This is a genomic window from Haloterrigena alkaliphila (assembly GCF_017352155.2).
GTDB lineage: Archaea > Halobacteriota > Halobacteria > Halobacteriales > Natrialbaceae > Haloterrigena > Haloterrigena alkaliphila.
The window spans coordinates 290,770-312,564 of sequence record NZ_CP071462.1 but is presented as its reverse complement, the minus strand read 5'-3'; the positions used below and the strand labels follow the sequence as shown (position 1 = coordinate 312,564).

Genomic DNA, 21,795 nt, shown 5'->3' with positions numbered 1-21,795 from the left:
GGGGCCGAGCGCATCGCCACGGGGCCGAACACATCGCCACCCGCGCTCGAGTCGTCGCCCGGGTCCGTCGGAGTCGGAAAGCCTAATCCGGCACGCGGCCCTCCGTGGACGTATGACAGACGCTGTCGACATCGGGACGCGGTGGCGGAGCCGGACTGGGCCCCTCCGCAACTGGGGCCACGACCGACGACGAGCGCTCGGCGAGGTGTCCAGACCGTGAGTCGGCCCGACGACCGCCCGTGGCAGACCGTCTCGCGGTTCCCCACGTTCGTCGATCACCTCGAGGACGAGGGGGCCTTCTCCGTCCGGGAGATCGTCGCCAACCTCGACGTGGACATTCCCGTCGACGGGATCGTCTACCACGACCGCGGAATCCGAGCGCCCGGCTACGACGCCACGTTCGTCCACGAGCCCCAGCGGGGCCGCCCCGCGTTCAGTCTCGAAGTCGACACGATCGGGCCGCGCAACACGTGGGCGGTGTTCGACGCCCAGCTGGGCTGGGACCTCTACCTGCTCCAGACCGACGACGTGGCCGCCCTGGCGTGGGTCAGCGACGAGGAGTACAAGACCGAGGAGGCCGCGACGTTCGACTCGAAGATCGACGCCCTCGGGGCGGGCCGGTTCTCCTTCGGCGTCTTCCTCTACTCGGGCAGCGACTGGGAGGAGCGGGTCGCCCGCATCGAGGGCACCGACGCCCCCGCGTACCTCAAACGCGACGACGGGACGCCCGTGATCCCCCAGACGCCCGCCGAGTTCTACGACTACATCGGCTCGAGCGCGACCGAGTTGCGACAGAGCGGCGGCGGCGCACCGCCGTATCTGGGGATTCTGGAACTCGAGGTCACGGTCGACTGACGAGTCCGGGACGACGTCGCCCAGGGGACTCACCACGGCTCGGACTCGCACACAGAGCGGACGCGCTCACAGGTCCCATCCCTCGAGCGTATACGCCATCTCCCAGAATCGGTACTCGAGTTTGGCGCTCGTGCGGAACGCCTCGCGCATCGCCGCGTGCTCCCCGGGATAGCGCTCTCCGCACTCGTCGACGAACTCGCGACACCAGGCCGTCGCCTCGCGGAACTCCCCGCCCGTGTACAGCTCGATGAAGGGCGTGTACCGGTGTTCCTCCTCGGCGAGGTCGGCCATGTGGTCGGCTACGTCGAGATATCCCTGCATGCACGGGTACAGCGCCGCCGCGATTTCGGCGATGGTGCCTTCGTAGGCCGTCCGCACGAGGAAGTTCGTGTAGGCGACGCAGGTCGGCGCCTTCTCGACGCCCTCGAGGTCCGCCCGCGAGATGCCGTAGTCGGCGGCGAACTCCCGATGGAGGTCCATCTCGCGGTCGAGCACCTCGTGGGCGACCCCCAGCAGGTGGGTCATCGTCTCCTCGTCGCGGGCCTTCGTCCCGGCGATCGAGAACACTCGCGCGTAATCGAGCAGGTAGCGGTAGTCCTGTTTCAGCCAGTGCTGAAACGCCGCCTCGTCCAGCGTCCCCGCCGCGAGTTCGCGGACGAACGGATGCTCTCGCTGTGCCGCCCAGATCTGCTCGCCGTCCTCGAGTAACTGATCGCTGAAGGCCATCGTCGCTCGCATCCGACGGTGCGCTCGATCTTATACGTGTTTGATAAACGCGACGGCACCCGGATCGATCGGGACTCGAGCGTTCGGCTCGGCACTGCTCGGATGGATTCGTTCTCGAGACGTGGCCGTCGCTGATTGCGTCGAAAGGGGATATCACGCCGGCGTCGGTCGCTCGGTGGGGAACGAGCGGTTCAGGGAGCAGACACCGGCGTGTTGGGTGAGAGGCAACTCGGTGTGCCGCTGTCGGTCTGGGGAGTGATGACAACGGTGCCGACGAATGTCGGCGGACTATCCTTCCCGAACGATTATGATAAATTTTCTGAATAGGTACGTTATTTTACTTCTCAGACAGTCAGATGTGATGTAGTTTAGCGGGCGAAAAGCCGGGCGCAGGTGATTCGAGACTCCCGTCGCGGCGACTCAGCATAATTCGAGGTGAAGCCTCCGACCTCAAGGAACGAGTAACACGAGTGAGTAGGTCGGAGAGGAAACTGACGAAGGACGACGTAACTACACGATAGCAGCCACTTGACTCGCGGACTTATAAGTACCATCGAGTGGTGATCTGAAATATGGAGGTGCGTCGAACTGCGCCGGTCAAACTCATCGTTCCCGATGAAAACCGCGACGACCTCCACGAAACTGCCGAGCAGTTCCTCTACTGTGCGAACCGTGCCGCCGAGTTCTGTTGGGACGACAACTCCTACACGAACTGTATCTCCACGAACGCAATCGCGAGAGACGCACTCTACACGGAACTGCGAGAGGAAACCGACCTCACCGCCAACCTAGTTCAAGAGGCCATTCGACGCGCTGTTCAAGCGACGAAAGGCTGCGTCGAACGGTGGAAGAAAGACAATCGAGTGAGCCAACCGGAGTTCACCTCATGGAGCATGGTCTACGATAAGCGAAGCGCGACGTTCTACCGAAATCGCGTTTCCCTTTCGACTATCAGTGGGCGCGTCGAGTGTGACTTCGAACTCCCGGCGGATAGTCCGACACCTTACGAACAGTATGTTCTCTCTGAGGAGTACGAGCTCCGAACGAGTACGTTACAATACGACAAGGTGAGCGACGAGTTCTACTTCCACATCACAACCCGAAAACACGGCAGCGATTCTGATGAGGAGTCCGAGGTTTCGGAAGATACTGAGCACCAAACAGTCCTCGGTATCGATCTCGGCGTTAACAGTCTCGCAGTGGCTTCAACCGGTACATTCTGGCAGGGCGATGAATACGATCATTGGTGCCGTGAGTTCGAGAAGCGACGTGGAGAGATGCAACAGCGCGGGACGCAAGCCGCACACAACGCCTTGCTTCGACTCGGCAAGCGCGAAGAAGCGTGGCGGAAACAGTACATTCATACAGCCGCTAACGAGATCGTCATGGAAGCTGTCGAACACGAATGCGACGTGATCGTGTTCGAGGACTTGACGGACATTCGAGAAGAGATTCCGAACGCGAAGTGGCACCACGTATGGGCGTTCCGACGATTGTACGAGTACGTCGAGTACAAGGCTCCGAACCGAGGCGTTTCCGTGGAAAAGGTTGAACCGAACCATACGTCTCAACGGTGTTTTCGGACAGATTGTGGGTTTACGCACCCGGACAACCGCCACGGTGAACAGTTCTGCTGCCAGAGGTGTGGTTATGAGGTCAATGCGGATTACAACGGCGCGAAGAACATCGGACTACGATACGCTCGGAAACGGCAATACAGACTCCGTTCCTCGCCCAAGTCGGGGAACGGAGACGCACCAGTAGACGTGCGTTTGAATGGTGGGACGGTGAACGGTGAGAGTTACCAGCCGATTGCTGGGGATTGATTGCCGGGAGTCCACATCAAAGCCTCTCCCTCAACGAGTGAACCTCGTATGAGGTGAGCGAAGTAGGGTGGGGTAGTTTACAGGCGCTTGCTGACGTACGGGCCGTCCTGATGGTAGCCGAGTTTCTCCCGGTAGTATTCCCGGGCGCCGATGCCGGAGATGACGCTGAGTTTGTCGTAGCCGGCGTCGGCGGCGAGTGCCTCGGCGCGCTCCATCAGCCGGCGGCCGTAGCCGCGGTGCTGGTGTTGATCCAGTTCGCCCTCCCCGCCGACCGACACTTCGCTCCCGTAGACGTGCAGTTCGCGCAGGAGCGCGGCGTTCTCGAGTTCCGGTCGCACCGGATCCTTCGGGAACCGAAGCCGGCAGAAGCCGACCAGCAGGTCCTTGTCGAAGTCTTCGAAGGAGATGAAGTGCTCAGTGCCGCCGCAGGCGTCGTAGCTCATCACGTCGAGTTCGACGTTCTCCGGCTCCTCGTCGTTCATCCCGGCCTCGCGACAGCGGACGCACTCGCAGGTCCAGTCGTGGTCGTCCATCCGCTGGCGGGCGAGTTGCCGGAGGTTGGACTTCCAGACGCCGGCGTCGATGTAGTCCGCGGGGATGTCCCGCTGGACGCGCTGGAGGCGCGTGTAGCGCGGGATCATGTCCTTGATCTCGGCGATCAGGTCCGCGGCCTCCTCGTTACCCAGCGGGTCGAACTCGCCCTCGTGCCACCAGTCGTAGGTCGCCGTCCCGCGGACGATCAGCATCGGGTAGATCTTCAGGTAGTCGGGCTTCCACGCCTCTTTCTCGAAAATTCGCCGGAAGTCCTCGAGACACATCTCCTTCGACATGCCGGGCTGGCCGGGCATCATGTGGAAGCCGACCTTGAACGCCGAGTCGCGCAGGCGCCGGTTCGCGTCCATCGACTCCTGAACGCCGTGGCCGCGGTGCATCTCACGGTTGATGCGCTCGTAGGTGGTCTGGACGCCGACCTCGACTTTCGTCCCGCCCAGATCGAGCATGCGGTCGATCTGCTCTGGGTCGCACCAGTCCGGTTTGGTTTCGAAGGTCGTCCCGATGTTGCGCACGTCCGCGGTCTCGTTTTCGGCGATGACGTCCTCGAGGTACCGCCACTCGTACTCCTCTGGGTCCTGCGCGAAGCTGACCCCCTCGGCGGGTTCGGGCTGCTTGTCCACGTCGAAGTCGTTCATCGCCTCGAGGGCGCGCTTGACGAACCACTCCTGGTAGTCGTGGCTCCGGGCGGTCATCGTGCCGCCCATCAGAATCAGTTCGACCTTGTCGACGGGATGACCGATCTCGCGCAACTGCTCGAGACGCAGGGTGACCTGCCCGTAGGGATCGTAATCGTTCTGGACCCCGCGGGCCGCTGCGGGCTCCTCGCCCGTGTAGCTCTGGGAGGAGGAGAACTCCGAGTCGGGGCCGCCGGGACAGTAGAGGCACTTCCCGTGGGGACACCGCTCGGGCGAGGTCATGATCGCGACCGGCGAGACCCCCGAGGCGGTTCGGACGGGCTTGCGCCGGAGGACCTCCTCGAGTTCCTCGCGGCGCTCCTGTGGCGCGTAGTCCAGCAGTTCGGAGTTCTTCGGCACCTTCGGCGCCGAGTGCTCCGAACAGGCCTCGAGTTTGGCCTTCTCGACTTCGTCGCGCTCGATTTCGCCCGCGAGGATCCGGTCGACGAGCGTCTCGCAGACGCGCTCGAACGCGTCGGTCTCGGTCGGATCGGATTCGGGCGTCTCGGTACTCACTACGCGGAATCAGTCGCCGCCGGCGAATAAGCGTGTCGGACTCGCGACCGATCGTCCGGCCGCTCGAGGCCCAGCGACGACTCTTCGGGGTGTAGCGATAAATCAAAAACTGGACCGCGATCACCGTCGCCGAACGGCGACGGGGACGTCGGTATTAGTTCCGAACGACGTTCGTCGCTCGGGGACCCTTGGGGGCCTGCTCGATGTCGAAGTCGATGTCCTGTCCCTCTTCGAGGTCCGGGCCGCCGACGTCCTCCATGTGGAAGAAAACGTCCTCGTCCGCGTCGTCAGTCTCGATGAATCCGTAGCCGCCTGTGTTGTTGAAGAAATCAACCGTACCGTTTGCCATTACGACCAAAGGGAGGGGTGGTACACGGATAACGCTTCCGAGGGTCACGGTACCACGAGTGGATCGAATCGCGTGTGGCGCTCGAGTTCGTCGATCCCAAGTGCAGTTCACCGCTCGAGCGCGGCTACGCGGACCCGCGAACGCGCTCGAGGACCGCCAGCGTCCCGTCGGCGTGGACGTCCTCGAGCACCTCGTCGGCGGCCGCCTTCGCGGTCTCGTCGGCGTTGGCGACGGCGAAGCTCCGGCCGACGGCCTCGAACGTCGAGACGTCGTTGACCGAGTCGCCGACGGCGACGGCCCGCTCGAGGTCGATATCGACGTGCTCGGCGATCCGCTCGACGCCGTCGCCCTTGTTCGGCGCGGCGTCCTTGACGTGGTAGGCGTAGCCGGTGTCGATCACCTCGAGGCCGTGGTCGGCGGCGATCTCGCGCAGCGGTTCGATCGGCTGCTCGAGATTCACCGCGATCTCGGTCTCGCGCCAGCGGTTCACGGTGTTTTCGGGCCCCCAGCCGGTCTCGTAGCCGGCGGCGCGGTACGCCTCGAGGACGGCCTGCGCGGCCTCGCGGTCGGCCGTGACGAAGACGTCGTCGCCGGTGTAGACGACCCCGCCGTTCTCGGCGACGACGAGTTCCGGGACGCCGATGAAATGGCAGAGCGCGACGGGGTACGGGAAGGCCTTCCCGGTCGCGATCACGACCGGCGCGTCCCACGCGCGGATCGGATCGAACACGCGCGGATCGATGCCCCACCCCTCGGGGCGGGTGAGCGTCCCGTCGATATCGAGAACCAGCGGCGGATCGGCGGTCATACCGAGAGATGTGCGAGCCTGCTCCTAAAACGGTCGGGTCGGTGGGATCCGCCCGGACTCGAGGAGAACCGCGATCAGTATCGCTTCTTCTTCGGTTTCGTCGCCTTGAGGACGACGGGGTTGACCGGGCCGCCGGTCGCCCGCTCGACGTGCAGCGGTGCCGACGTCAGCAGGAAGTCGTAGATCCCGTCGTCGGCGCACTGGGACGCGAGTTCCTCGAGCCACAGGATCTCGTTGAGCGAGACGCCCAGATCCCGCAGGAGCGCGCCGTGCAGCGGGAGGACGAACGTGTGGTCGCCGACGGTCTGGGTCACCTTCTCGACGGCGACGTTATCAGCGCCGATCATCGGGATCTCCATGTCGTGGACCCAGCGGATCAGGTCCTCGCTGAAGACCAGGCCGGGCTCGTTCATCGGATCCCACTCCGCCTCGGGGTCGGCGACGCGTTCGATCGATCCAGTCCGGAGCAGGACGACGTCGCGCTCTCGGAGTTCGACCCCCTGTGCCTCGGCGGTCGCTTTCATGTCTTCGAGGGTCACTTCCGCGCCGAGGTCGAGCCATCCGCGGTCGTCGCCGCACGCCCGGCCGACGTCGAGCAGGACGCCGCGACCCGCGACGCCGGCGTCGGCCAGCGGGGAGACGTCGACGGCCGAGTGGCCGTGCGTCTCCTGGACGTTGCCGGCCTCCCCGTCGACGCAGCCGGGGACCGGCCGGTCGAACTCCTTCGGCGCTGCCGTGACCGCCTCGTCGCGGCCGTTGTACACCTCGTTGCCGTACCAGCCGTGGCCGAGGGCGTCCATGTGGGTCGTCCCGTGGAGGAAGAACTCCGTGACGAACCGGTCGTCGGAGAACTTCATGCCGCCCGGGTAGGGTTCGGCGGTCCGCGCATCCGCAGCGTTGTCGCGACGGGCCGGCGTTCGCCCGGGGAACATCGGATCGCCGGTATCCCTCGTCGGCGCGTCGGTCTCCTCGTCGACGAGGGCGTCGACCGCCTCGCCGGTCATCGGGGTCTGGAGAGTGAATCGTTCGATCCCCTTCGGCCCTCGTTTCATCGCCGCCTCCATCCCCGCGTACGCCTCCTCGCTTCCCAACAGATTGAGCGCGCCGAGTTCGTCGTCCTCGCCCCACCGACCCCAGTTGTCCGGTAGATCCGCGAGGAGCGCGTCGAGGTTCGACTCCATCGCGGCGACGGAGTCGACGCTCAGCCCGGCGGCGGCGATGGCCGCGGCCGCCCCGCAACCCCGTACGAAGTTCCGTCGATCGATGCCCGCATCCGAATCGTGATCGTGTTCTTCCATTGTGGTACGTGCTACCAATGATCGAGACTGTGAGGGATAAATTCGGTCGGTCGCTACACGTGGTGAACCGGGGCAGTACACTTATGACGAGCTTGACGCTCGAGTGATGGTATAAACCATCTAATTAGTAACATCAGATGATGAAACGCCGGATCTCGAAACGGGGCCGCGAGAACATCTCGAGCGTTGTCGGATCGGCCCGAATATGATAGTTACATTATTTTATTCGAGAGTTAAAATTCAGATGAATCAGAGGCCGAGATAGCCCGCGTTGGGCAGGAGCCCGGCAAGATACAGGACGCCGAGCACGAACATGAACGCCGCGATGGCCATCGCCGGCGGGTCGACGTGCGTCCCGGAGTGCGAGTAGAACACGCGCTGGGAGAGTTCACCGAGGAGGCCGGCGATCGCGCCGAACGCGCCCGCGACGAGCAACACGATGGGGTCGCTCCCGACGGCTGCCGCCGCGATCACGGCACCCGTCGACCCCAGCAGCGTGATGTGGTGGGTCACGGGGATCTTCTCGACGCCGAGGTTGAGGAACAGCAGGCTCATCGCCGAGATGGCGTAGCCCATGAAGATGCTCCCGGTCTCGAGCCAGATGAAGCCGCCGAGGATTCCGCCGACGATGCCGATAGCGGTGACGCCGGACCACTCGTACTGGTGAGGGAGCCAGGGCTCGGTCGCCAGCCGTTCGGTCTCGGTGCCGCCGTCGGCTGCCACGCGCGTCTCCTCGCGCTCGAAGGGGGACATGTCGAGGATGCTCGAGCCGCCGACCCGACCGACGAGCGGGTAGCCGAACGCGAGTCGGGCGAGGAAGGCCGTCGCGACGACCGAGAGCGCGATGTTGTCCGTCGGGAAGCCGATGCCGGCCATTACCCGCGTGATGAGCATCCCGAGCACGCCGAACAGCGCCCCGACAGCGAGGATGTCGGGTTTGGTGCCGAACGCGTAGAGGATGTTCTTCCCGAAGTGGTAGTCCCAGTCGTCGGGTTCCATCTCGGGGTACTTCCGTCCCGCGTAGGCCGTCGCGGCGACGCCGCCGGCGAAGGCGATGTGGGGGCCGGTGACCGCGCCGAAACCGATCGTTCCGGTGATGCCGGTCGCGATGTCGCCGGCGCCGGCGGCATCGAGGCCGCCGAGTTCGCCCTCGAGGACGGCGATACCCTCGCCGAGGAAGACGACGAACCCCGTGAAGACGAACGAGGGCAGCGCGCCGAGCGCCGCGCCGAACGCGCCGCCGGCGAGGGCGGCGATGAGCAGGACGGCGAACGCCTCGAACTCCATGCCGATGACCGGAACCTGAAGGAGCGTCCCGTACATGGTTCACTCCTCGCTGTCCCGCGCCCAGTCGAGCGATCGGTCGACGGCCTCCGTCCAGCGCCCGTACCGCTCGTCGGCCCGCGCGGCGTCCATTTCCGGTTCGAACTCGCGGTCGACCTGCCAGTTGTCCCGCAGGCTGTCGACGTCGTCCCAGTAGCCGACGGCCAGCCCCGCCGCGTAGGCGGACCCGAGCGCGGTCGTCTCGTCGACGACCGGGCGGACGATATCCGAGCCGATGATGTCCGACTGGAGCTGACAGAGGTAGTTGTTCTTGACCGCGCCGCCGTCGACCTTGAGGCTCGTCATCTCGATGCCCGAGTCGGCCTCCATCGCCTCCGCGACGTCGCGGGTCTGGTAAGCGATCGACTCGAGGGTCGCGCGGACGATGTGTTCCTTCCGGGTGCCCCGCGTCATCCCGACGATGGTGCCGCGGGCGCGCTGGTCCCAGTGGGGCGCGCCCAGCCCGGTGAAGGCGGGGACGACGTAGACGCCGTCCGTCGAGTCGACGCTGCGGGCGAGTTCGGCGGTCTCCGCGGGGTCGTCGATCAGCGAGAGGTCCTCGAGCCACTCGATGGCCGCGCCGGTGACGAAGATCGAGCCCTCGAGGGCGTACTGGACGTCCTCGCCCGACTTCTGGAACCCGATCGTCGTCAGCAGGCCGTGGTCGCTCGTGACGGCCTCGCTGCCGGTGTTCATCAGGAAGAACGAACCGGTGCCGTAGGTGTTCTTCGCGTCGCCGGCGTCGAAACAGGTCTGGCCGAACAGCGCGGCCTGCTGGTCGCCCAGCGCGCCCGCGACGGGGATCTCGGCCTCGAGGAACCCCTCCGGATCGGTCGATCCGTAGGTCGCGTCGTCGCTCGAGGGGCGGACCTCGGGCAACATCGCCTCGGGAATCGAGAACTCCGCGAGGAGGTCGTCGTCCCACGCGAGGTCGTGGATGTTGTACAGCATCGTCCGCGAGGCGTTCGTGACCTCCGTAATGTGCTCGCCCGTGAGGTTGTAGATCAACCACGAGTCGATGGTCCCGAACAGGACCTCGCCCTCCGCCGCGCGGTCGCGGATGTCCTGCGGGCGGGAGCGCTCGAGTTTGATCGGATCGGCGTTGTCGAGCAGCCACTCGGCTTTCGTCGCCGAGAAGTAGGCGTCGGCCTCGAGCCCGGTCTTGTCGCGGATGGTCTCGACCAGTTCGTCCGCCTCGAGTTGCTCGACGCGGTCGGTCGTCCGCCGGTCCTGCCAGACGATGGCGTTGTGGACCGGCTCCCCGGTGTCGGCGTCCCATAGCAGGGTCGTCTCCCGCTGGTTGGTCACGCCGATGGCCTCGAGCTGGTCGGGACCGATCCCCGCCTGACCCAGCGCCTGCGTGATGACGGCCTTGGTGTTCTCCCAGATCTCCATCGGGTCGTGCTCGACCCAGCCGGGTTCGGGATAGATCTGTTCGTGCTTTTCGTAGGCGTTCGCGACGACCTGGCCGCCGTGATCGAACACGATGAATCGCGTGCCGGTCGTCCCTTGGTCTACCGCACCGACGTACGTGGATTCTGTCACTGGTGGTCACCCCTCTGTGTCCACGCGGCGTCTTTACTGACGGTCGCGTGATACTGGTAAACAATTCCTACGATCATTATAAAATTTGCCGAACTCATAATACTACACTAGTAATTATTATATCAGTATCCGCTCCATTATCCGGAGTAGGCCGGTATTTCGACGGCTACCCACGACTCCCGCTCGATACTGACGATCGAATGGTAACGAAATAACCGATCGAAAATCGGAATCGTATCCGATTGTTATGGCTATTCGGGAAGCGCCGATAAAATAAAGAACCGGGAGCAAGAGGTACGAACGAAGGGATGGCAACGGACACCGAGGTCCTCGTTCTCGGAGGTGGTTCGACCGGCTGTGGCATCGCGCGCGATCTGGCGATGCGCGGCCTCGACGTGACCCTCGTCGAACGGGGCAATCTGACCGACGGCACGACCGGTCGCATGCACGGACTCCTCCACAGCGGCGGCCGCTACGCCGTCTCGGACCGGGCCAGCGCGACGGAGTGTATCGAGGAGAACGAGATCCTCCGGGAGATCGCCGGCCACTGCGTCGAGTTGACCGGCGGCCTGTTCGTCCAGCGGCCCGAGGACTCCGACCAGTACTTTCGGGAGAAACTCGAGGGCTGTCGCGACTGCGGGATTCCCGCGCGCGTCCTCTCGGGGCGAGAGGCCCGCGAGATGGAACCCTACCTCGCGAAAGACGTGAAGCGGGCGATCGAGGTCCCCGACGGCGCGGTCGACCCGTTCCGGCTCTGCGTCGCGAACGCTCTCGACGCCGAGAACCACGGCGCGCGCGTCGAGACCCACGCCGAGGTGGTCGACCTCCTGCGCGAGGGCGACGACGTCTACGGCGTCGCAGTCCGCCACGAGTCGGGCCCCGGCAAGCGAACGCACGAAGCCGCGGGGACCACCGAGGAGATCACCGCCGAGTACGTCGTCAACGCGACGGGCGCGTGGGCCGGCCAGATCGGGGCGATGGCCGACCTCGAGGTCGAGGTCCGCCCCTCCAAGGGCGTGATGACGATCATGAACGTCCGGCAGGTCGACACCGTGATCAACCGCTGTCGGCCGAAGGGCGACGCCGATATCGTCGTCCCCCACGAGACGACGGCGATCCTCGGAACGACCGACGAGGAGGTCTCGGACCCCGACGACTACCCCGAGGAGCAGTGGGAGGTCGACCAGATGATCGACACCCTCTCGGAACTGGTGCCGATCCTTGAAGAGGCCCGGACGATTCGCTCGTTCTGGGGTGTCCGCCCGCTGTACGAACCGCCTGGCACTGGCACGCAGGACCCTACCGACATCACGCGGGACTTCTTCCTGCTCGACCACGCCGAGCGCGACGGCGTCTCCGGCATCTCGAGCATCGTCGGCGGCAAGTTTACCACCTACCGGGCGATGGCCGAGGAGATCTCGAACCACGTCTGCGAGAAGTTGGGCGTGAGCGCGTCGTGTGCCACGGCCGACGAACCGCTGCCCGGCAGCGAGAATATCGAAACGCTCGAGGCTGGCATGGACGACTTCGGCCTCCGCTCGCCGGTCGCGCGCCGGAGCAAGCAGCGACTCGGGAGTCGGGCGAGCGAGGTGCTCGAGACGAGCGAGGCGAACCCCGTGCTCTGTCAGTGCGAGGGCGTGACGCGTGCGGAAGTCCGGGACGCGATCGAGCAGTCAGGATCGGACCTGAACGCGGTCCGCATCCGCACGCGGGCCTCGATGGGTAACTGTCAGGGCGGCTTCTGCTGCCAGAATATGGCCAACGAACTCCACCCCGAGTACGACGAGGAGACGGTCCGCGCGGCGCTGGACGAACTCTTCGAAGAGCGCTGGAAGGGCCAGCGCCACGCCCTGTGGGGCGAACAGCTCTCGCAGGCGATGCTCAACTACACGCTGCACGCGACGACGATGAACCGCGATCGCGATCCGGCGGACGACGACGAATCGGCCGAGATCGAGTTCGACGCGTTCGACGGAGGGGCCTGAGATGGCCATCGAAGATGACGTCCTCGTGATCGGCGGCGGACTCGCGGGCGCGACCGCGGCGCTCGCGGCCGCCGACGCCGGGCGCGACGTCCGCGTGCGGCTGGTGACGTACAAACAGAGCACGCTGCGCCACGCCAGCGGCCTGATCGACGTGCTGGGGTACGCACCCGCGAGCGACGGCAAGGCCGAGGGACCGCTCGTCGATCCGTTCGACGCGCTCGCGGACCTCCCCGAGGGCCATCCCTACGAGCGCGTCGGGAGCGAGGCCGTTCGCGAGGCGCTCGCGTTCTTCGACGACATCGCGGGTGACGCCTACGCCGGCGACCACACCGACCGGAACGCGTTGGTTCCGACCCACCGCGGCACCGTCAAGCCAACCGCGCGCTACCCCGTCTCGACGGCCGAGGGACTGGCCAGCGACGACCGGGACGCGCTACTGGTCGGCTTCGAGACGCTGCCGGACTTCGAGGCGCCGCTGGCCGCGGCCCACCTCGAGGCCGCGGGCGCACCGTTTTCGGCCCGAGGGGTTACGATTCCGTTCCCCGGCATCGTGCGCGACGACGCGAAGGTGACCCGCTACGCGCACCTGCTCGACCGCGACGAGACGGTGACGACGGGCGCGGGCGAGACCGGCGCGCGCGAGGCGCTCGCGACGACGGTCCGCCAGCACCTCGAGGGCGAACCCCGCGTCGGTTTTCCAGCGGTACTGGGCGACGAACGCGCGGCCGAGGTCCGCACCGCGCTCGCGGACGCGCTCGGCGCCGACGTCTTCGAGGTCCCGATGGGGCCGCCGAGCCTCCCCGGGATACGGCTCGAAGACCTGCTCTACGGGGCGCTCGAGGACGCGGGCGTCCGCGTCACGTCGGGGGTGCCGGTGGTCGATTACGAGATGGCCGACGCCGCGGGCGCAGGCTCGGCGGGTGCGGGAACGGCGGCCGACGGCGGCGGCGTCGGCGACCGCATCGACCGCGTCGTCGTCGACCGGAACGGCACCGAGATCCCCCACCGCGCCGACCAGTACGTCCTCGCGACGGGCGGGCTGGTCGGCAAGGGCGTCCGTTCTGAGCGCGAGCGGGTGTTCGAGCCGATCTTCGACTGCCACGTCCCCCACGCCGAGGACCGCTACGACTGGTTCGTCGACGACGTCTTCGGCGAGCAGCCTTACGCGCGCTTCGGCCTCGCGCCCGACCGCGAGCTCCGCCCGCTCGACGCCCGCGACGAACCCGAGTTCGCGAACCTGCGCGCCGCGGGTGCGGTACTGGGCGGCTACGACTTCGCGGCCGAGAAGTCCGGCGGCGGCGTCTCGCTCGCGACGGGCTACGTCGCCGGCCGGCGGGCCGCCGAGGAGGTGGACGAATGAGCGACTCGAGCGCGCATCGGCGACCGAGCGACTCGAGCGCGAGTTTTGAGACGCGACGACCGACACGAGTGATTTCATGAGCGACGCAGAACGACCGACCGACGACCACGTACCGGGCGCGGAAGACGAGGAGTTCGAACCCGTCCGGGTGTTCCCCGAGGCCGAAGAGATGGACCTCCGGCCGGGCGCGGACAACTGCTACAAGTGCTCGACCTGCGATACCAACTGTCCCGTCGCCGAGGTCGACGACGAGTTCCCCGGGCCGAAGTTCCAGGGGCCCGAGCAGTGGCGGCTCAAGCGCCAAAACGACCACGACATCGACGACTCGGTGATGAAGTGCTCGAACTGCATGCGCTGCGACAGCGCCTGCCCCTCCGAGGTCCCCCTCTCGCAGATGCACAACACCGCACGCGGGGAGTACGTCGAGGAGAACATGGACAAACGCTCCCGCGAGTACGTCCGCAATCGGATCCTCGCGAACTACCGGCGACTCGCGCCGCTCGCGGCGGCGTTCCCGCGGACGGCCAACTTCGTGATGGGGCTCTCCGTCACGAAGTGGATTGGCGAGAAGGTTCTGGGGATCACGAGCGAGCGCGACTTCCCCGAGTTCGCGACGGAGACGTTCCGGGAGTGGTGGACCGAACGAGGTGGCGCGAAGATCGAGAACCCGAATAAGCGCGTCGCCTACTTCCACGGCTGCTACGCCAACTACAACACCCCCGAGGTCGCGAAGGCGCTCGTGCGGGTCTACGAGCACTTCGGCTACGAGGTCATGGTCCCCGATCAGGACTGCTCGGGGACGCCGATGTTCGCCAACGGCATGCTCGAGGACGCGCGCCGGGCCGCCGAGACGAACGTCGAGGAACTCGCCGCCGCGATCGAGGACGGCGCCGACGTCGTCGCCTCCTGCAGTTCCTGTTCGATGTCGCTGCGCCAGGAGTACCCCGAACTGTTCGACTTCGAGGACACCGAGGACGTCGCCGCGAACACCTGGGACGCCGTCGAGTACCTCCGGGTCCACGAGGACCTCGAGGCCGAACTCGAGGGGACCTCGCTGGCGGGCGAGTCGTTCGCCTACCACGCACCGTGCCATTCACGTAACCAGGGACTCGACGGACAGACGATCGAACTGATGGACGCGATCGACGGGGTCGAGGCCCACGACGTCGGCGACTCCTGTTCGGGGATCTCCGGCACCTACGGCTGGAAGGCCGAGAAGTACGAGACGTCGATGAAGATCGGCGAGGAGATGTTCGAGCACATGGCGGCGGCCGACGCCGAGCGGGGGCTGACGGAGTGTCCGACCTGCTCGATGCAGATGGAACACGGCACCGGCTACGAGATCACGCACACGCTCGAGGTCCTCGAGGCGGCGCTGGTAGGGGACGCAGACGCGACGGAGCGACGACAGGGGGCGGGGTAGATGGACCTGCAGGAGCGCATCGCCCGCCGACGGTCGGCACGACAGGGTCGGGAGATCGTCGTCGACCGCGACTACCTCAGTCCGGTCGTCCACCCCGGGGAGCCGGTCGGCCGCGGGCCCGTGCTGGAGCAGGTTCTGGACGCCCTCGAGCCGGTGTTCGACGGCGAATTGCCGCCGCCGGTCGCCGTGGTCGGCCCCGCGGGAACGGGCACGTCGGCGATCGTCACGGCGATCTTCGACGCGTTGAACGAGCGACTCGGGGAGTCGACCGGGACGATCGGGACGACGACCCGCGCCGGGAGCGGCGAGCCGACGACCTGGTTCGTCTACGTCGACGGCCGCCGCGTCGAGAGCGCGTTCGCCTTCTACCGGGCCGTCCTCTCGGTGCTTTCGCCCGATCCCGTCCCCGAGCGGGGCGTCGGCACCGACGACATCCGCGACCGACTCCGGGACTGTCTCGGCCATCCGTCCCACCGCGCGGTCGTCGCCGTCGACCACCACGACGAACCCGACACGCTCTCGTACGCGCGGGGCCGCGAGCTCCTCGAGCCGGTCGCCGATCACGTGTCGACCGTGGCGGTCGGCCGGACCGTCCCCGAGGACTGGACCGACGACCAGCCGACGGTCCCCGTTCCGCCCTATCGCCGTCACGAACTCGTCGACGTGATCACCGAGCGCGCGTCGACGGGACTGGCCGCCGGCGCGCTCGACCACGAGTCGATCCGGGAGCTGGCGGGGTGGGCCGACGGCAACGCGCACGACGCGCTCGCGGCCCTGTTCGGCGCCGCCGTGCTCGCGAGCGCCGACGGCAGCGAGCGGATCGACGCCACCCACCTCGAGCGCGCGCGGGCCGACGTCCCCGAGGACGGCGTCCACCTCGACCGCGTTCTCGCGCTCCCGGAGACGCGCCAGCGCGTTCTGCGCGGTCTCGTCGCCGTCGACGCGACCGACAGGCCGATTCGCGAGCTCGCGACCTCGATCGCCGACCGATCGTCGCTGACCGCGGGGACGGTCAAACGATTCCTCTACGAACTCGCCGACAGCGGCATCGTCGAACGGATCCCGCTCGAGGCGTCGGGGAGCGGTCGCCGGCCAAGCGCCGTCGTCCCGCGGTTCCCGACGATCGCGTTCCGCGCGCTGAGTCCGAGTGCGGACGAGACGGAGGCGAGTGGCGCCGACGAAACCGGCGAGAGCGGCACGAAATCGTGAGTCCGCTCGAGACCGAGAACTGAATTGGGCGACCGGAATCGACGCTCAGTACTCGAGGTCGTCCGTGTACCAGTTGACGAGCAGGACGGCGCCGGCACCGACCAGCGCCGTCGCGACGGCGACGCTCGGCGTCCCGATGGCCGTCTCGCCGAGGTTCGTCCAGACCCGCTCGACGGGCAGTCGCAACGCGCCGACCATCAGGCTCACCAGCGCGGCCAGCGTCGCGGCTCGGTAGTGCTCGAGGGCGTACCCCACTGCGTGGGCCATCGTGAACAGGCCGACGACGGCGCCGGTGCAGAAGACGGCGACGACCGTCCCGGTCTCGATCACGGGCGCCAGCGTGCCGCCGTCGAGCAGGCCGACGAGTCCGTCGACGAATCCGCTCAGCGTGCCGGTCATGTACTCGTACTGGCCGAGGATCAGGAGGAAGAACGCGCCCGAGACGCCCGGGAGGATCATCGCACAGATCGCGATCGCGCCGGCGACGAGGACGATCGGAAGCCCGTGCGGGACGTCACCCGCGGCCGCCCCTGAGATCACGAACGCGACTGCGATCGCGCCGACCGAGAGCGCCACGCGGCCGCCCGTCCACCGGCCGACCTCGCCGTAGAGGACGACCGCCGACGCCGCGATCAGTCCGAAGAAGAACCCGTACGTCGCCACCGGGTACGTCGTCGCCGCCTCGTGCATGAGCTGAGAGAGAACGACGATCGCCGTCCCGACACCCAGTCCCAGTGCCAGCAGGAACGGGATATCCATTCGCTCGAGTTCCGTCCGAAGCCGCGCTCGCGCGTCGGGATCGGTGGGGTGTAACGCTGGTCGAAAGGCCCGGGGGTCGATGGCCGTAATCGCCCGGATCAGTCGATCGTAGATGCCGACGATGAGCGCGATCGTTCCGCCCGATACGCCGGGGACGACGTCGGCCGCCCCCATCGAGAACCCCTTGAGATACACGGAGAGAAACTCCCGCATCGTCCGGAGGTATTTCGGACGACGGCAAAAGCGTTCTCACTTTCGTAGGTCGCTGCAGCGGACTCGGGCCGGGCCTACTGGATTCGATTCGAGTATGTTAGACCCGGCTCGAGTAGGTCGGATCGGGCTCGAGTAGGTCGGATCGGGCTCGAGTAGGCCGGATCGGGCTCGAGAATCGACCGGGTCACCCGGATCGACCGAGACGAACGGGTCGACGATACCCGATAGTCGCGGTCAGTTATCTTCGGCCTGGGCGCCGTCCGAACCCGTGTCAGAAGTGCTGTCGTTGGTTTCGTTGCCGCCAGTCTCGTTGCCGCCGTCCGATCCGGTGTCGGTCTCGTTGCCACCGGTCCCGTTTCCGTCTCCCTCGTTGGGGTCCTCGAGTTCGGTCTGCTCGAAGCCGTCGACGGTGATCGTGTCGCCCTGAACCACTGCGGTCTCGGGGACCTCTGTTCCCGCTTCGTAGCCGGTCTCGCCCGGTTCGCCGACGGTCACGTTGTACTCGCCGGTCGCTTCGACGGCGCTGTTCGTGTAGCCGTCGTCGACGCCGAGTTCGTCGGTCGTCGCGTACGGCACGGTCACCTCGAAGCCGCCGTCGTCTCCGAGCTCGGCCTCCTGCGTGTAGTTGAACGTCCGACCGGCGTTCGTCTCGAGTTCGACCTCGACGGTGGCCGCGGTGTCGTTCCCGAGCACGCCGGCCTCGTCGTCGACGGTGCCGGTCAGCGTCGCGCCCTCGACGCGTTCGAACGTCTTCAGCGCCGTGGCACGCTGGCCGCTCAGGATCTGCTGGGTCGGATTCTGCTGGATGCGCTGAATCTGCTGGAAGCCGAGTTGCCGGGTCGAGATCGACGGCCGACCCTCACCAGGCGCGGCGAACTCGCCGTTCTGGTAGTAGATGATGTCGCCCGCCTCGTAGCCCAGTTCCTGCAGTTGCTGTGCGGCCTCTCCCTGGATGGCGTTGGGGTTGTACAGCTGCGCGTAGGTCACGATGGTCGCGGTCCCGGCCTCGCCGTTCTCGTGGACGAGCCGGTACTGCTCGAGGCCGTCCGCGTCGTCGAGGTACAGCTGCGCCAGCATCGTGTCGTGGTACGGGAGGGAGCCGGAGCTATTCTGATAGTCGTCGATGTTGAGCGGCTCCCCCGCCTCGTGGTCCTGCGGCGTCACGTAGTGTGCGTAGTTCGGCCCGGACCACGCGGTGATCGGGGAGAACTTCCCGCCGGCCATCGCGTAGTCGATCATCACGTACCGCATCTCCTCTTGTGTGGCGTCTTCGGATAGCGACTCGAGTTCCTCGGTGGACTTGTCGGCCGGGTTCTCGCCGGCGGCGATGGTGTCGAGCACCAGTTCGCCGCGCTCCTCGGACTCGGCCGTCAGGAACGCCGAGGCGGATCGGGCGTTCTGCTGGAACGGGTTCGCGTGGGGGATCCGCTCGGCCTGGGTCGTTATCAGATGGCCGTAGTCCCACCACGACATCACGCCGTAGGCGCCCTCCGGATAGTTGTAGTTGCTATCGGCGGGCGGCTGGTACGTCCCGAAGTACTCGAGTTGATCGGCGTTTTCGTGCTCGCCCCAGTTACCCGGCTCGGGCGTGTTGTTGGCGAGCCACTGGTTCGATCCCTCCCAGAGCATGGCGTCGCTGGACGGACCGGTTCTTTCAGCCTGATCCCAACTGGTCGTCCCGCCGGCCGCGATCGGCGGGAGCAGCGGTGCGAACAGCAGGATCACGACGAGGAAGAGGACGATAACCTGGTAGGTCTCGATCCTTCGAATCGACTCGAGGCTCGCCGTGAGATCTAGATTGAAGAGTCGGACGAACTCCGCGACGAACGCGGCGTTGACGACTGCGATCGCCAGGACGAGGTAGTACGAGAAGCGAACCTGCGTCGCCGCCATGCTGATCAGGAACAGGGACCAGACGATGACGAGGGTGTGCTCGGCGCGGAATTTACGGCCGAAGAGTGGTCGGATCGCAAGGAAGGCGATTCCGGCGAGCATCGTGTAGAACGCGCTGCCGAATTCGTTGAAGACGCTCTCGAAGAAGTCCTCCGGCGGCTGCGCTTCGGCGATCGTGAGGTCGGTCGCCGTCTCGCCGATTGGGAGCATGCGTTGCGTCGCGTTCCCGACGATCGAATCGAACAGGCTGGGGAGGAGAAGCCACATCGCCAGCAGCGCCGCGGCGATGAGGCCGCCGATGGCGACGGGATAGTACCGTCGATCGAGATCACGACCGTTCCATTGGCGGGCGAACCAGGCCATGAAGATGCAGCCGACGGCCACGAGGAAGGCGGCGATCGGCTGGAGCAGCCCGAGGCTCGTCGGGCTCGTACTGCCGGGTTGTTCCATCAGGAGGAGAGTCAGGACGGCAGTCACGCCGAGACTCACCGCACCGACGAACGCGACGTGGTCCGGGGAGATCCCGCGGGCGTAGTCCAGACAGAGTTGCACGGCGAAGAAGACCCCGAAGATCCCGACCAGGAGGACCGCCGAGGGCCAGACCCAGATGTAGAGCGTGAGCGCGAGTCCAGCGAGAACGCTGTAGATGGTCGACGTCCGAAGGGCGTCCCAGTCCCTGTCGACGACCAGTTCGTAGATCGGCTGTTCGCGTTCGGCGACGGAGAGCGCGACCATCATCGCGACGACGGCGATCGCCATGAACAGCACCTCGCCGACGTGGTGGTCGAGCTGGCCGACCGTCGATCGGGACAAGAACTGTCCCTTCGCGAGCGCGAGGATTATCACGGAGACGATACCGCCGAGCGTGCCGCCGAGGCGCCGACCCGCGTAGAAGACCGGGATCGCCACGAGTGCAGCCATTGCGGGAATCATCAGCAGTGCGACCGTGTAGAGCGTCTCCGGTGACGGATCGCCGAGCCCCACGATCATCGCCACGGTGACGATGAGCTGGTCGAACAGCGTGCCGAACTGACCGACGTAGTTCCCCTCCGGGAACCCGGTCCACACCTCGTACGGCATCGTGTTCGGGTAGTTCTCCGAGGTCCACCGGATCGTTCGCCAGTGGTACCACGAGTCGACGCCGGCGAGGGCGGGTGCCCCGTCGTCGGTGACGAATCGGTCGTACGCCTGGGTTCGCACCCAGAACATGAACAGCATCACGACCCCGATCAGGGGGAGGTGATACCAGTCGCGGAACGTCTCGAGGACCGACGAGGACGTCTCGGTCCCCTCCTCGACGCGTTCGGTATCCGTGCTCATTAGGTTGCACCAGACACAAGTGGAGAATAAGCCTTGTCATCTACCGGCCGGATCTTGATATCCCCGCCCCTAGCAGCCACGTAGCCGTGAATCTCAGATCTCGAAGAACTATCGCCGGCGGACCCGCTACGGCCGTCGGTGTGCGAAGGAAAAAGTTTATTCAGCATTCATCGCAATCGAGGGGCGATGAACGTCTCCGTCGTCATCTGCACCTACGCGATGGAGCGCTACGACGTGTTCTCCGAGTGCGTCGACAGCGTTCTCTCTCAAACGTACGATCCGCTCGAGGTCGTCCTCGTCGTCGATGGGAATGATGAGGTCTTTGAACGAGTCCAGAACGATTACAGCGACCTCGACGATGTCGTGTTGCACTGCAACGATCGGAATCAGGGGATTTCGTACAGTCGGACGCGTGGTGCTGAGATCGCGACCGGCGACGTGGTCGCGTTCATCGACGACGATGCCGTGGCCGAGGACGACTGGGTCGCTGAACTGGCTCGCGTCTACGAGGAGACCGATGCTCTCGCCGTCGGCGGCCACGTCGCTCCCGACTGGGTGACCGAGAAACCCGACTTCTTCCCGGCGGAGTTCTACTGGCTGGTCGGCTGTGACGAGCGCGGCATGGGAGAACACATGGAGGAGTTGCGAAACACGTACGGCTCGAACATCTCGTTCCGTCGGGAGGTGTTTTTGAACGTCGGCGGCTACGACGAGAACACGGGCCGACACGGTGATCGGCACGTTCAGGCCCACGAGGCGCCGGTCTGCATTCGTATCGCGAACAAGTATGGCAAGGGCGTGATTTACAACACGGACGCCGTAGTCCACCACAAGCTGTTCGACTACCGTGGTGACTTCCGATGGCTGGTGTTTCGCTCGTTCTGGCAGGGCTACTCGAAGCGGATCATGGATCTGCTGTTGCCCGAGGCATCTGGAGACAAGAACGAGTACCTGAAGGATCTCGTGTTCGGATTCGTCCCGGAGCGGTTGTCTGATCTCGTGCGACGACCCTCGAGTGCGAAAGCGAAACAGTTCGTAACGATCTGTATCTTTACTGCAGCGGTCGGCTTCGGGTATCTGTACGGACTACTCGAGGTCGATCGGTCGGAGCTGAGCGTTGATCGCGATACGGCCGTGGATGCCTAACGAGACGAGTTC

Annotated in this window: 16 protein-coding genes; 7 read left to right on the top strand and 9 right to left on the bottom strand. The window is 65.9% G+C overall.

Features of this window, described 5'->3' with window-relative positions:
* The first annotated feature begins 216 nt into the window (after window positions 1-216).
* A complete protein-coding gene (locus J0X25_RS20295; RefSeq protein ID WP_207289269.1) occupies window positions 217-855 on the top strand; it encodes a hypothetical protein in 639 nt (212 codons plus the stop codon).
* A 66-nt stretch (window positions 856-921) separates the two neighbouring features.
* Here J0X25_RS20295 and tenA read toward each other — a convergent pair whose 3' ends face one another.
* Window positions 922-1,581, bottom strand: a complete 660-nt coding sequence (tenA, locus tag J0X25_RS20290) for a thiaminase II (RefSeq protein WP_207289268.1) — start codon at window positions 1,579-1,581, stop codon at window positions 922-924.
* 572 nt (window positions 1,582-2,153) lie between these two features.
* Here tenA and J0X25_RS20285 point away from each other — a divergent pair.
* Window positions 2,154-3,407 carry an RNA-guided endonuclease InsQ/TnpB family protein gene (locus J0X25_RS20285; protein WP_207289267.1) on the top strand — a complete coding sequence of 418 codons (1,254 nt, stop codon included), beginning with the start codon at window positions 2,154-2,156 and terminating at the stop codon, window positions 3,405-3,407.
* 77 nt (window positions 3,408-3,484) lie between these two features.
* Here J0X25_RS20285 and J0X25_RS20280 read toward each other — a convergent pair whose 3' ends face one another.
* The 6 genes from J0X25_RS20280 to glpK all read right to left on the bottom strand — a co-directional run bounded on the left by J0X25_RS20280 (window position 3,485) and on the right by glpK (window position 10,475).
* Window positions 3,485-5,152, bottom strand: a complete 1,668-nt coding sequence (locus J0X25_RS20280) for a tRNA uridine(34) 5-carboxymethylaminomethyl modification radical SAM/GNAT enzyme Elp3 (RefSeq protein WP_207289266.1) — start codon at window positions 5,150-5,152, stop codon at window positions 3,485-3,487.
* Between the two features lie 154 nt (window positions 5,153-5,306).
* Window positions 5,307-5,501 carry a cold-shock protein gene (locus J0X25_RS20275; RefSeq protein WP_207289265.1) on the bottom strand — a complete coding sequence of 65 codons (195 nt, stop codon included), beginning with the start codon at window positions 5,499-5,501 and terminating at the stop codon, window positions 5,307-5,309.
* Between the two features lie 124 nt (window positions 5,502-5,625).
* Window positions 5,626-6,309 (bottom strand): HAD-IIB family hydrolase, encoded by a 684-nt coding sequence (locus tag J0X25_RS20270; protein WP_207289264.1) that lies wholly within the window; start codon window positions 6,307-6,309, stop codon window positions 5,626-5,628.
* A gap of 74 nt (window positions 6,310-6,383) precedes the next feature.
* Window positions 6,384-7,607, bottom strand: a complete 1,224-nt coding sequence (locus J0X25_RS20265) for a cyclase family protein (RefSeq protein WP_207289263.1) — start codon at window positions 7,605-7,607, stop codon at window positions 6,384-6,386.
* 249 nt (window positions 7,608-7,856) lie between these two features.
* The gene (locus tag J0X25_RS20260) at window positions 7,857-8,930 is read right to left on the bottom strand and encodes a DUF7973 family transport facilitator (protein ID WP_207289262.1); all 1,074 of its coding nucleotides are present in this window, start codon (window positions 8,928-8,930) and stop codon (window positions 7,857-7,859) included.
* Window positions 8,931-8,933: 3 nt separating this feature from the next.
* Window positions 8,934-10,475 (bottom strand): glycerol kinase GlpK, encoded by a 1,542-nt coding sequence (gene glpK, locus J0X25_RS20255; RefSeq protein WP_207289261.1) that lies wholly within the window; start codon window positions 10,473-10,475, stop codon window positions 8,934-8,936.
* Window positions 10,476-10,783: 308 nt separating this feature from the next.
* Between glpK and glpA the strand changes: the two genes are divergently transcribed.
* The 4 genes from glpA to J0X25_RS20235 all read left to right on the top strand — a co-directional run bounded on the left by glpA (window position 10,784) and on the right by J0X25_RS20235 (window position 16,452).
* The gene (glpA, locus tag J0X25_RS20250) at window positions 10,784-12,460 is read left to right on the top strand and encodes an anaerobic glycerol-3-phosphate dehydrogenase subunit GlpA (protein WP_207289260.1); all 1,677 of its coding nucleotides are present in this window, start codon (window positions 10,784-10,786) and stop codon (window positions 12,458-12,460) included.
* 1 nt (window position 12,461) lies between these two features.
* Window positions 12,462-13,820, top strand: coding sequence for a glycerol-3-phosphate dehydrogenase subunit GlpB (gene glpB, locus J0X25_RS20245; protein ID WP_207289259.1), 1,359 nt, complete (start codon window positions 12,462-12,464; stop codon window positions 13,818-13,820).
* A 76-nt stretch (window positions 13,821-13,896) separates the two neighbouring features.
* Window positions 13,897-15,243 (top strand): anaerobic glycerol-3-phosphate dehydrogenase subunit C, encoded by a 1,347-nt coding sequence (locus tag J0X25_RS20240; RefSeq protein WP_207289258.1) that lies wholly within the window; start codon window positions 13,897-13,899, stop codon window positions 15,241-15,243.
* Window positions 15,244-16,452 carry a Cdc6/Cdc18 family protein gene (locus J0X25_RS20235; RefSeq protein WP_207289257.1) on the top strand — a complete coding sequence of 403 codons (1,209 nt, stop codon included), beginning with the start codon at window positions 15,244-15,246 and terminating at the stop codon, window positions 16,450-16,452. It begins immediately after the preceding gene.
* 45 nt (window positions 16,453-16,497) lie between these two features.
* Here the strand turns inward: J0X25_RS20235 and J0X25_RS20230 are convergent, their stop codons facing one another.
* Together J0X25_RS20230 and J0X25_RS20225 are read right to left on the bottom strand one after the other, a co-directional pair.
* Window positions 16,498-17,424: a DUF368 domain-containing protein gene (locus J0X25_RS20230; RefSeq protein ID WP_207289256.1), complete on the bottom strand. Its 927-nt coding sequence runs from the start codon at window positions 17,422-17,424 to the stop codon at window positions 16,498-16,500.
* Window positions 17,425-17,658: 234 nt separating this feature from the next.
* The gene (locus tag J0X25_RS20225) at window positions 17,659-20,637 is read right to left on the bottom strand and encodes an oligosaccharyl transferase, archaeosortase A system-associated (RefSeq protein ID WP_207289255.1); all 2,979 of its coding nucleotides are present in this window, start codon (window positions 20,635-20,637) and stop codon (window positions 17,659-17,661) included.
* Between the two features lie 186 nt (window positions 20,638-20,823).
* Between J0X25_RS20225 and aglG the strand changes: the two genes are divergently transcribed.
* Entirely contained in the window at window positions 20,824-21,783 is a 960-nt protein-coding gene (gene aglG, locus J0X25_RS20220) for a glucosyl-dolichyl phosphate glucuronosyltransferase (protein WP_207289254.1), read from the top strand.
* The last annotated feature ends 12 nt before the right edge of the window (window positions 21,784-21,795 follow it).

What these genes read in the sequence shown, in the direction of transcription:
- J0X25_RS20230 (WP_207289256.1), bottom strand. Translation starts at nt 17,424, where the DNA reads ATGCGGGAGTTTCTCTCCGTGTATCTCAAGGGGTTCTCGATGGGGGCG.
- tenA (WP_207289268.1), bottom strand. Translation starts at nt 1,581, where the DNA reads ATGGCCTTCAGCGATCAGTTACTCGAGGACGGCGAGCAGATCTGGGCG.
- J0X25_RS20285 (WP_207289267.1), top strand. Translation starts at nt 2,154, where the DNA reads ATGGAGGTGCGTCGAACTGCGCCGGTCAAACTCATCGTTCCCGATGAA.
- aglG (WP_207289254.1), top strand. Translation starts at nt 20,824, where the DNA reads ATGAACGTCTCCGTCGTCATCTGCACCTACGCGATGGAGCGCTACGAC.
- J0X25_RS20270 (WP_207289264.1), bottom strand. Translation starts at nt 6,309, where the DNA reads ATGACCGCCGATCCGCCGCTGGTTCTCGATATCGACGGGACGCTCACC.
- J0X25_RS20260 (WP_207289262.1), bottom strand. Translation starts at nt 8,930, where the DNA reads ATGTACGGGACGCTCCTTCAGGTTCCGGTCATCGGCATGGAGTTCGAG.
- J0X25_RS20240 (WP_207289258.1), top strand. Translation starts at nt 13,897, where the DNA reads ATGAGCGACGCAGAACGACCGACCGACGACCACGTACCGGGCGCGGAA.
- J0X25_RS20225 (WP_207289255.1), bottom strand. Translation starts at nt 20,637, where the DNA reads ATGAGCACGGATACCGAACGCGTCGAGGAGGGGACCGAGACGTCCTCG.
- glpB (WP_207289259.1), top strand. Translation starts at nt 12,462, where the DNA reads ATGGCCATCGAAGATGACGTCCTCGTGATCGGCGGCGGACTCGCGGGC.
- glpA (WP_207289260.1), top strand. Translation starts at nt 10,784, where the DNA reads ATGGCAACGGACACCGAGGTCCTCGTTCTCGGAGGTGGTTCGACCGGC.
- J0X25_RS20235 (WP_207289257.1), top strand. Translation starts at nt 15,244, where the DNA reads ATGGACCTGCAGGAGCGCATCGCCCGCCGACGGTCGGCACGACAGGGT.
- J0X25_RS20275 (WP_207289265.1), bottom strand. Translation starts at nt 5,501, where the DNA reads ATGGCAAACGGTACGGTTGATTTCTTCAACAACACAGGCGGCTACGGA.
- J0X25_RS20265 (WP_207289263.1), bottom strand. Translation starts at nt 7,607, where the DNA reads ATGGAAGAACACGATCACGATTCGGATGCGGGCATCGATCGACGGAAC.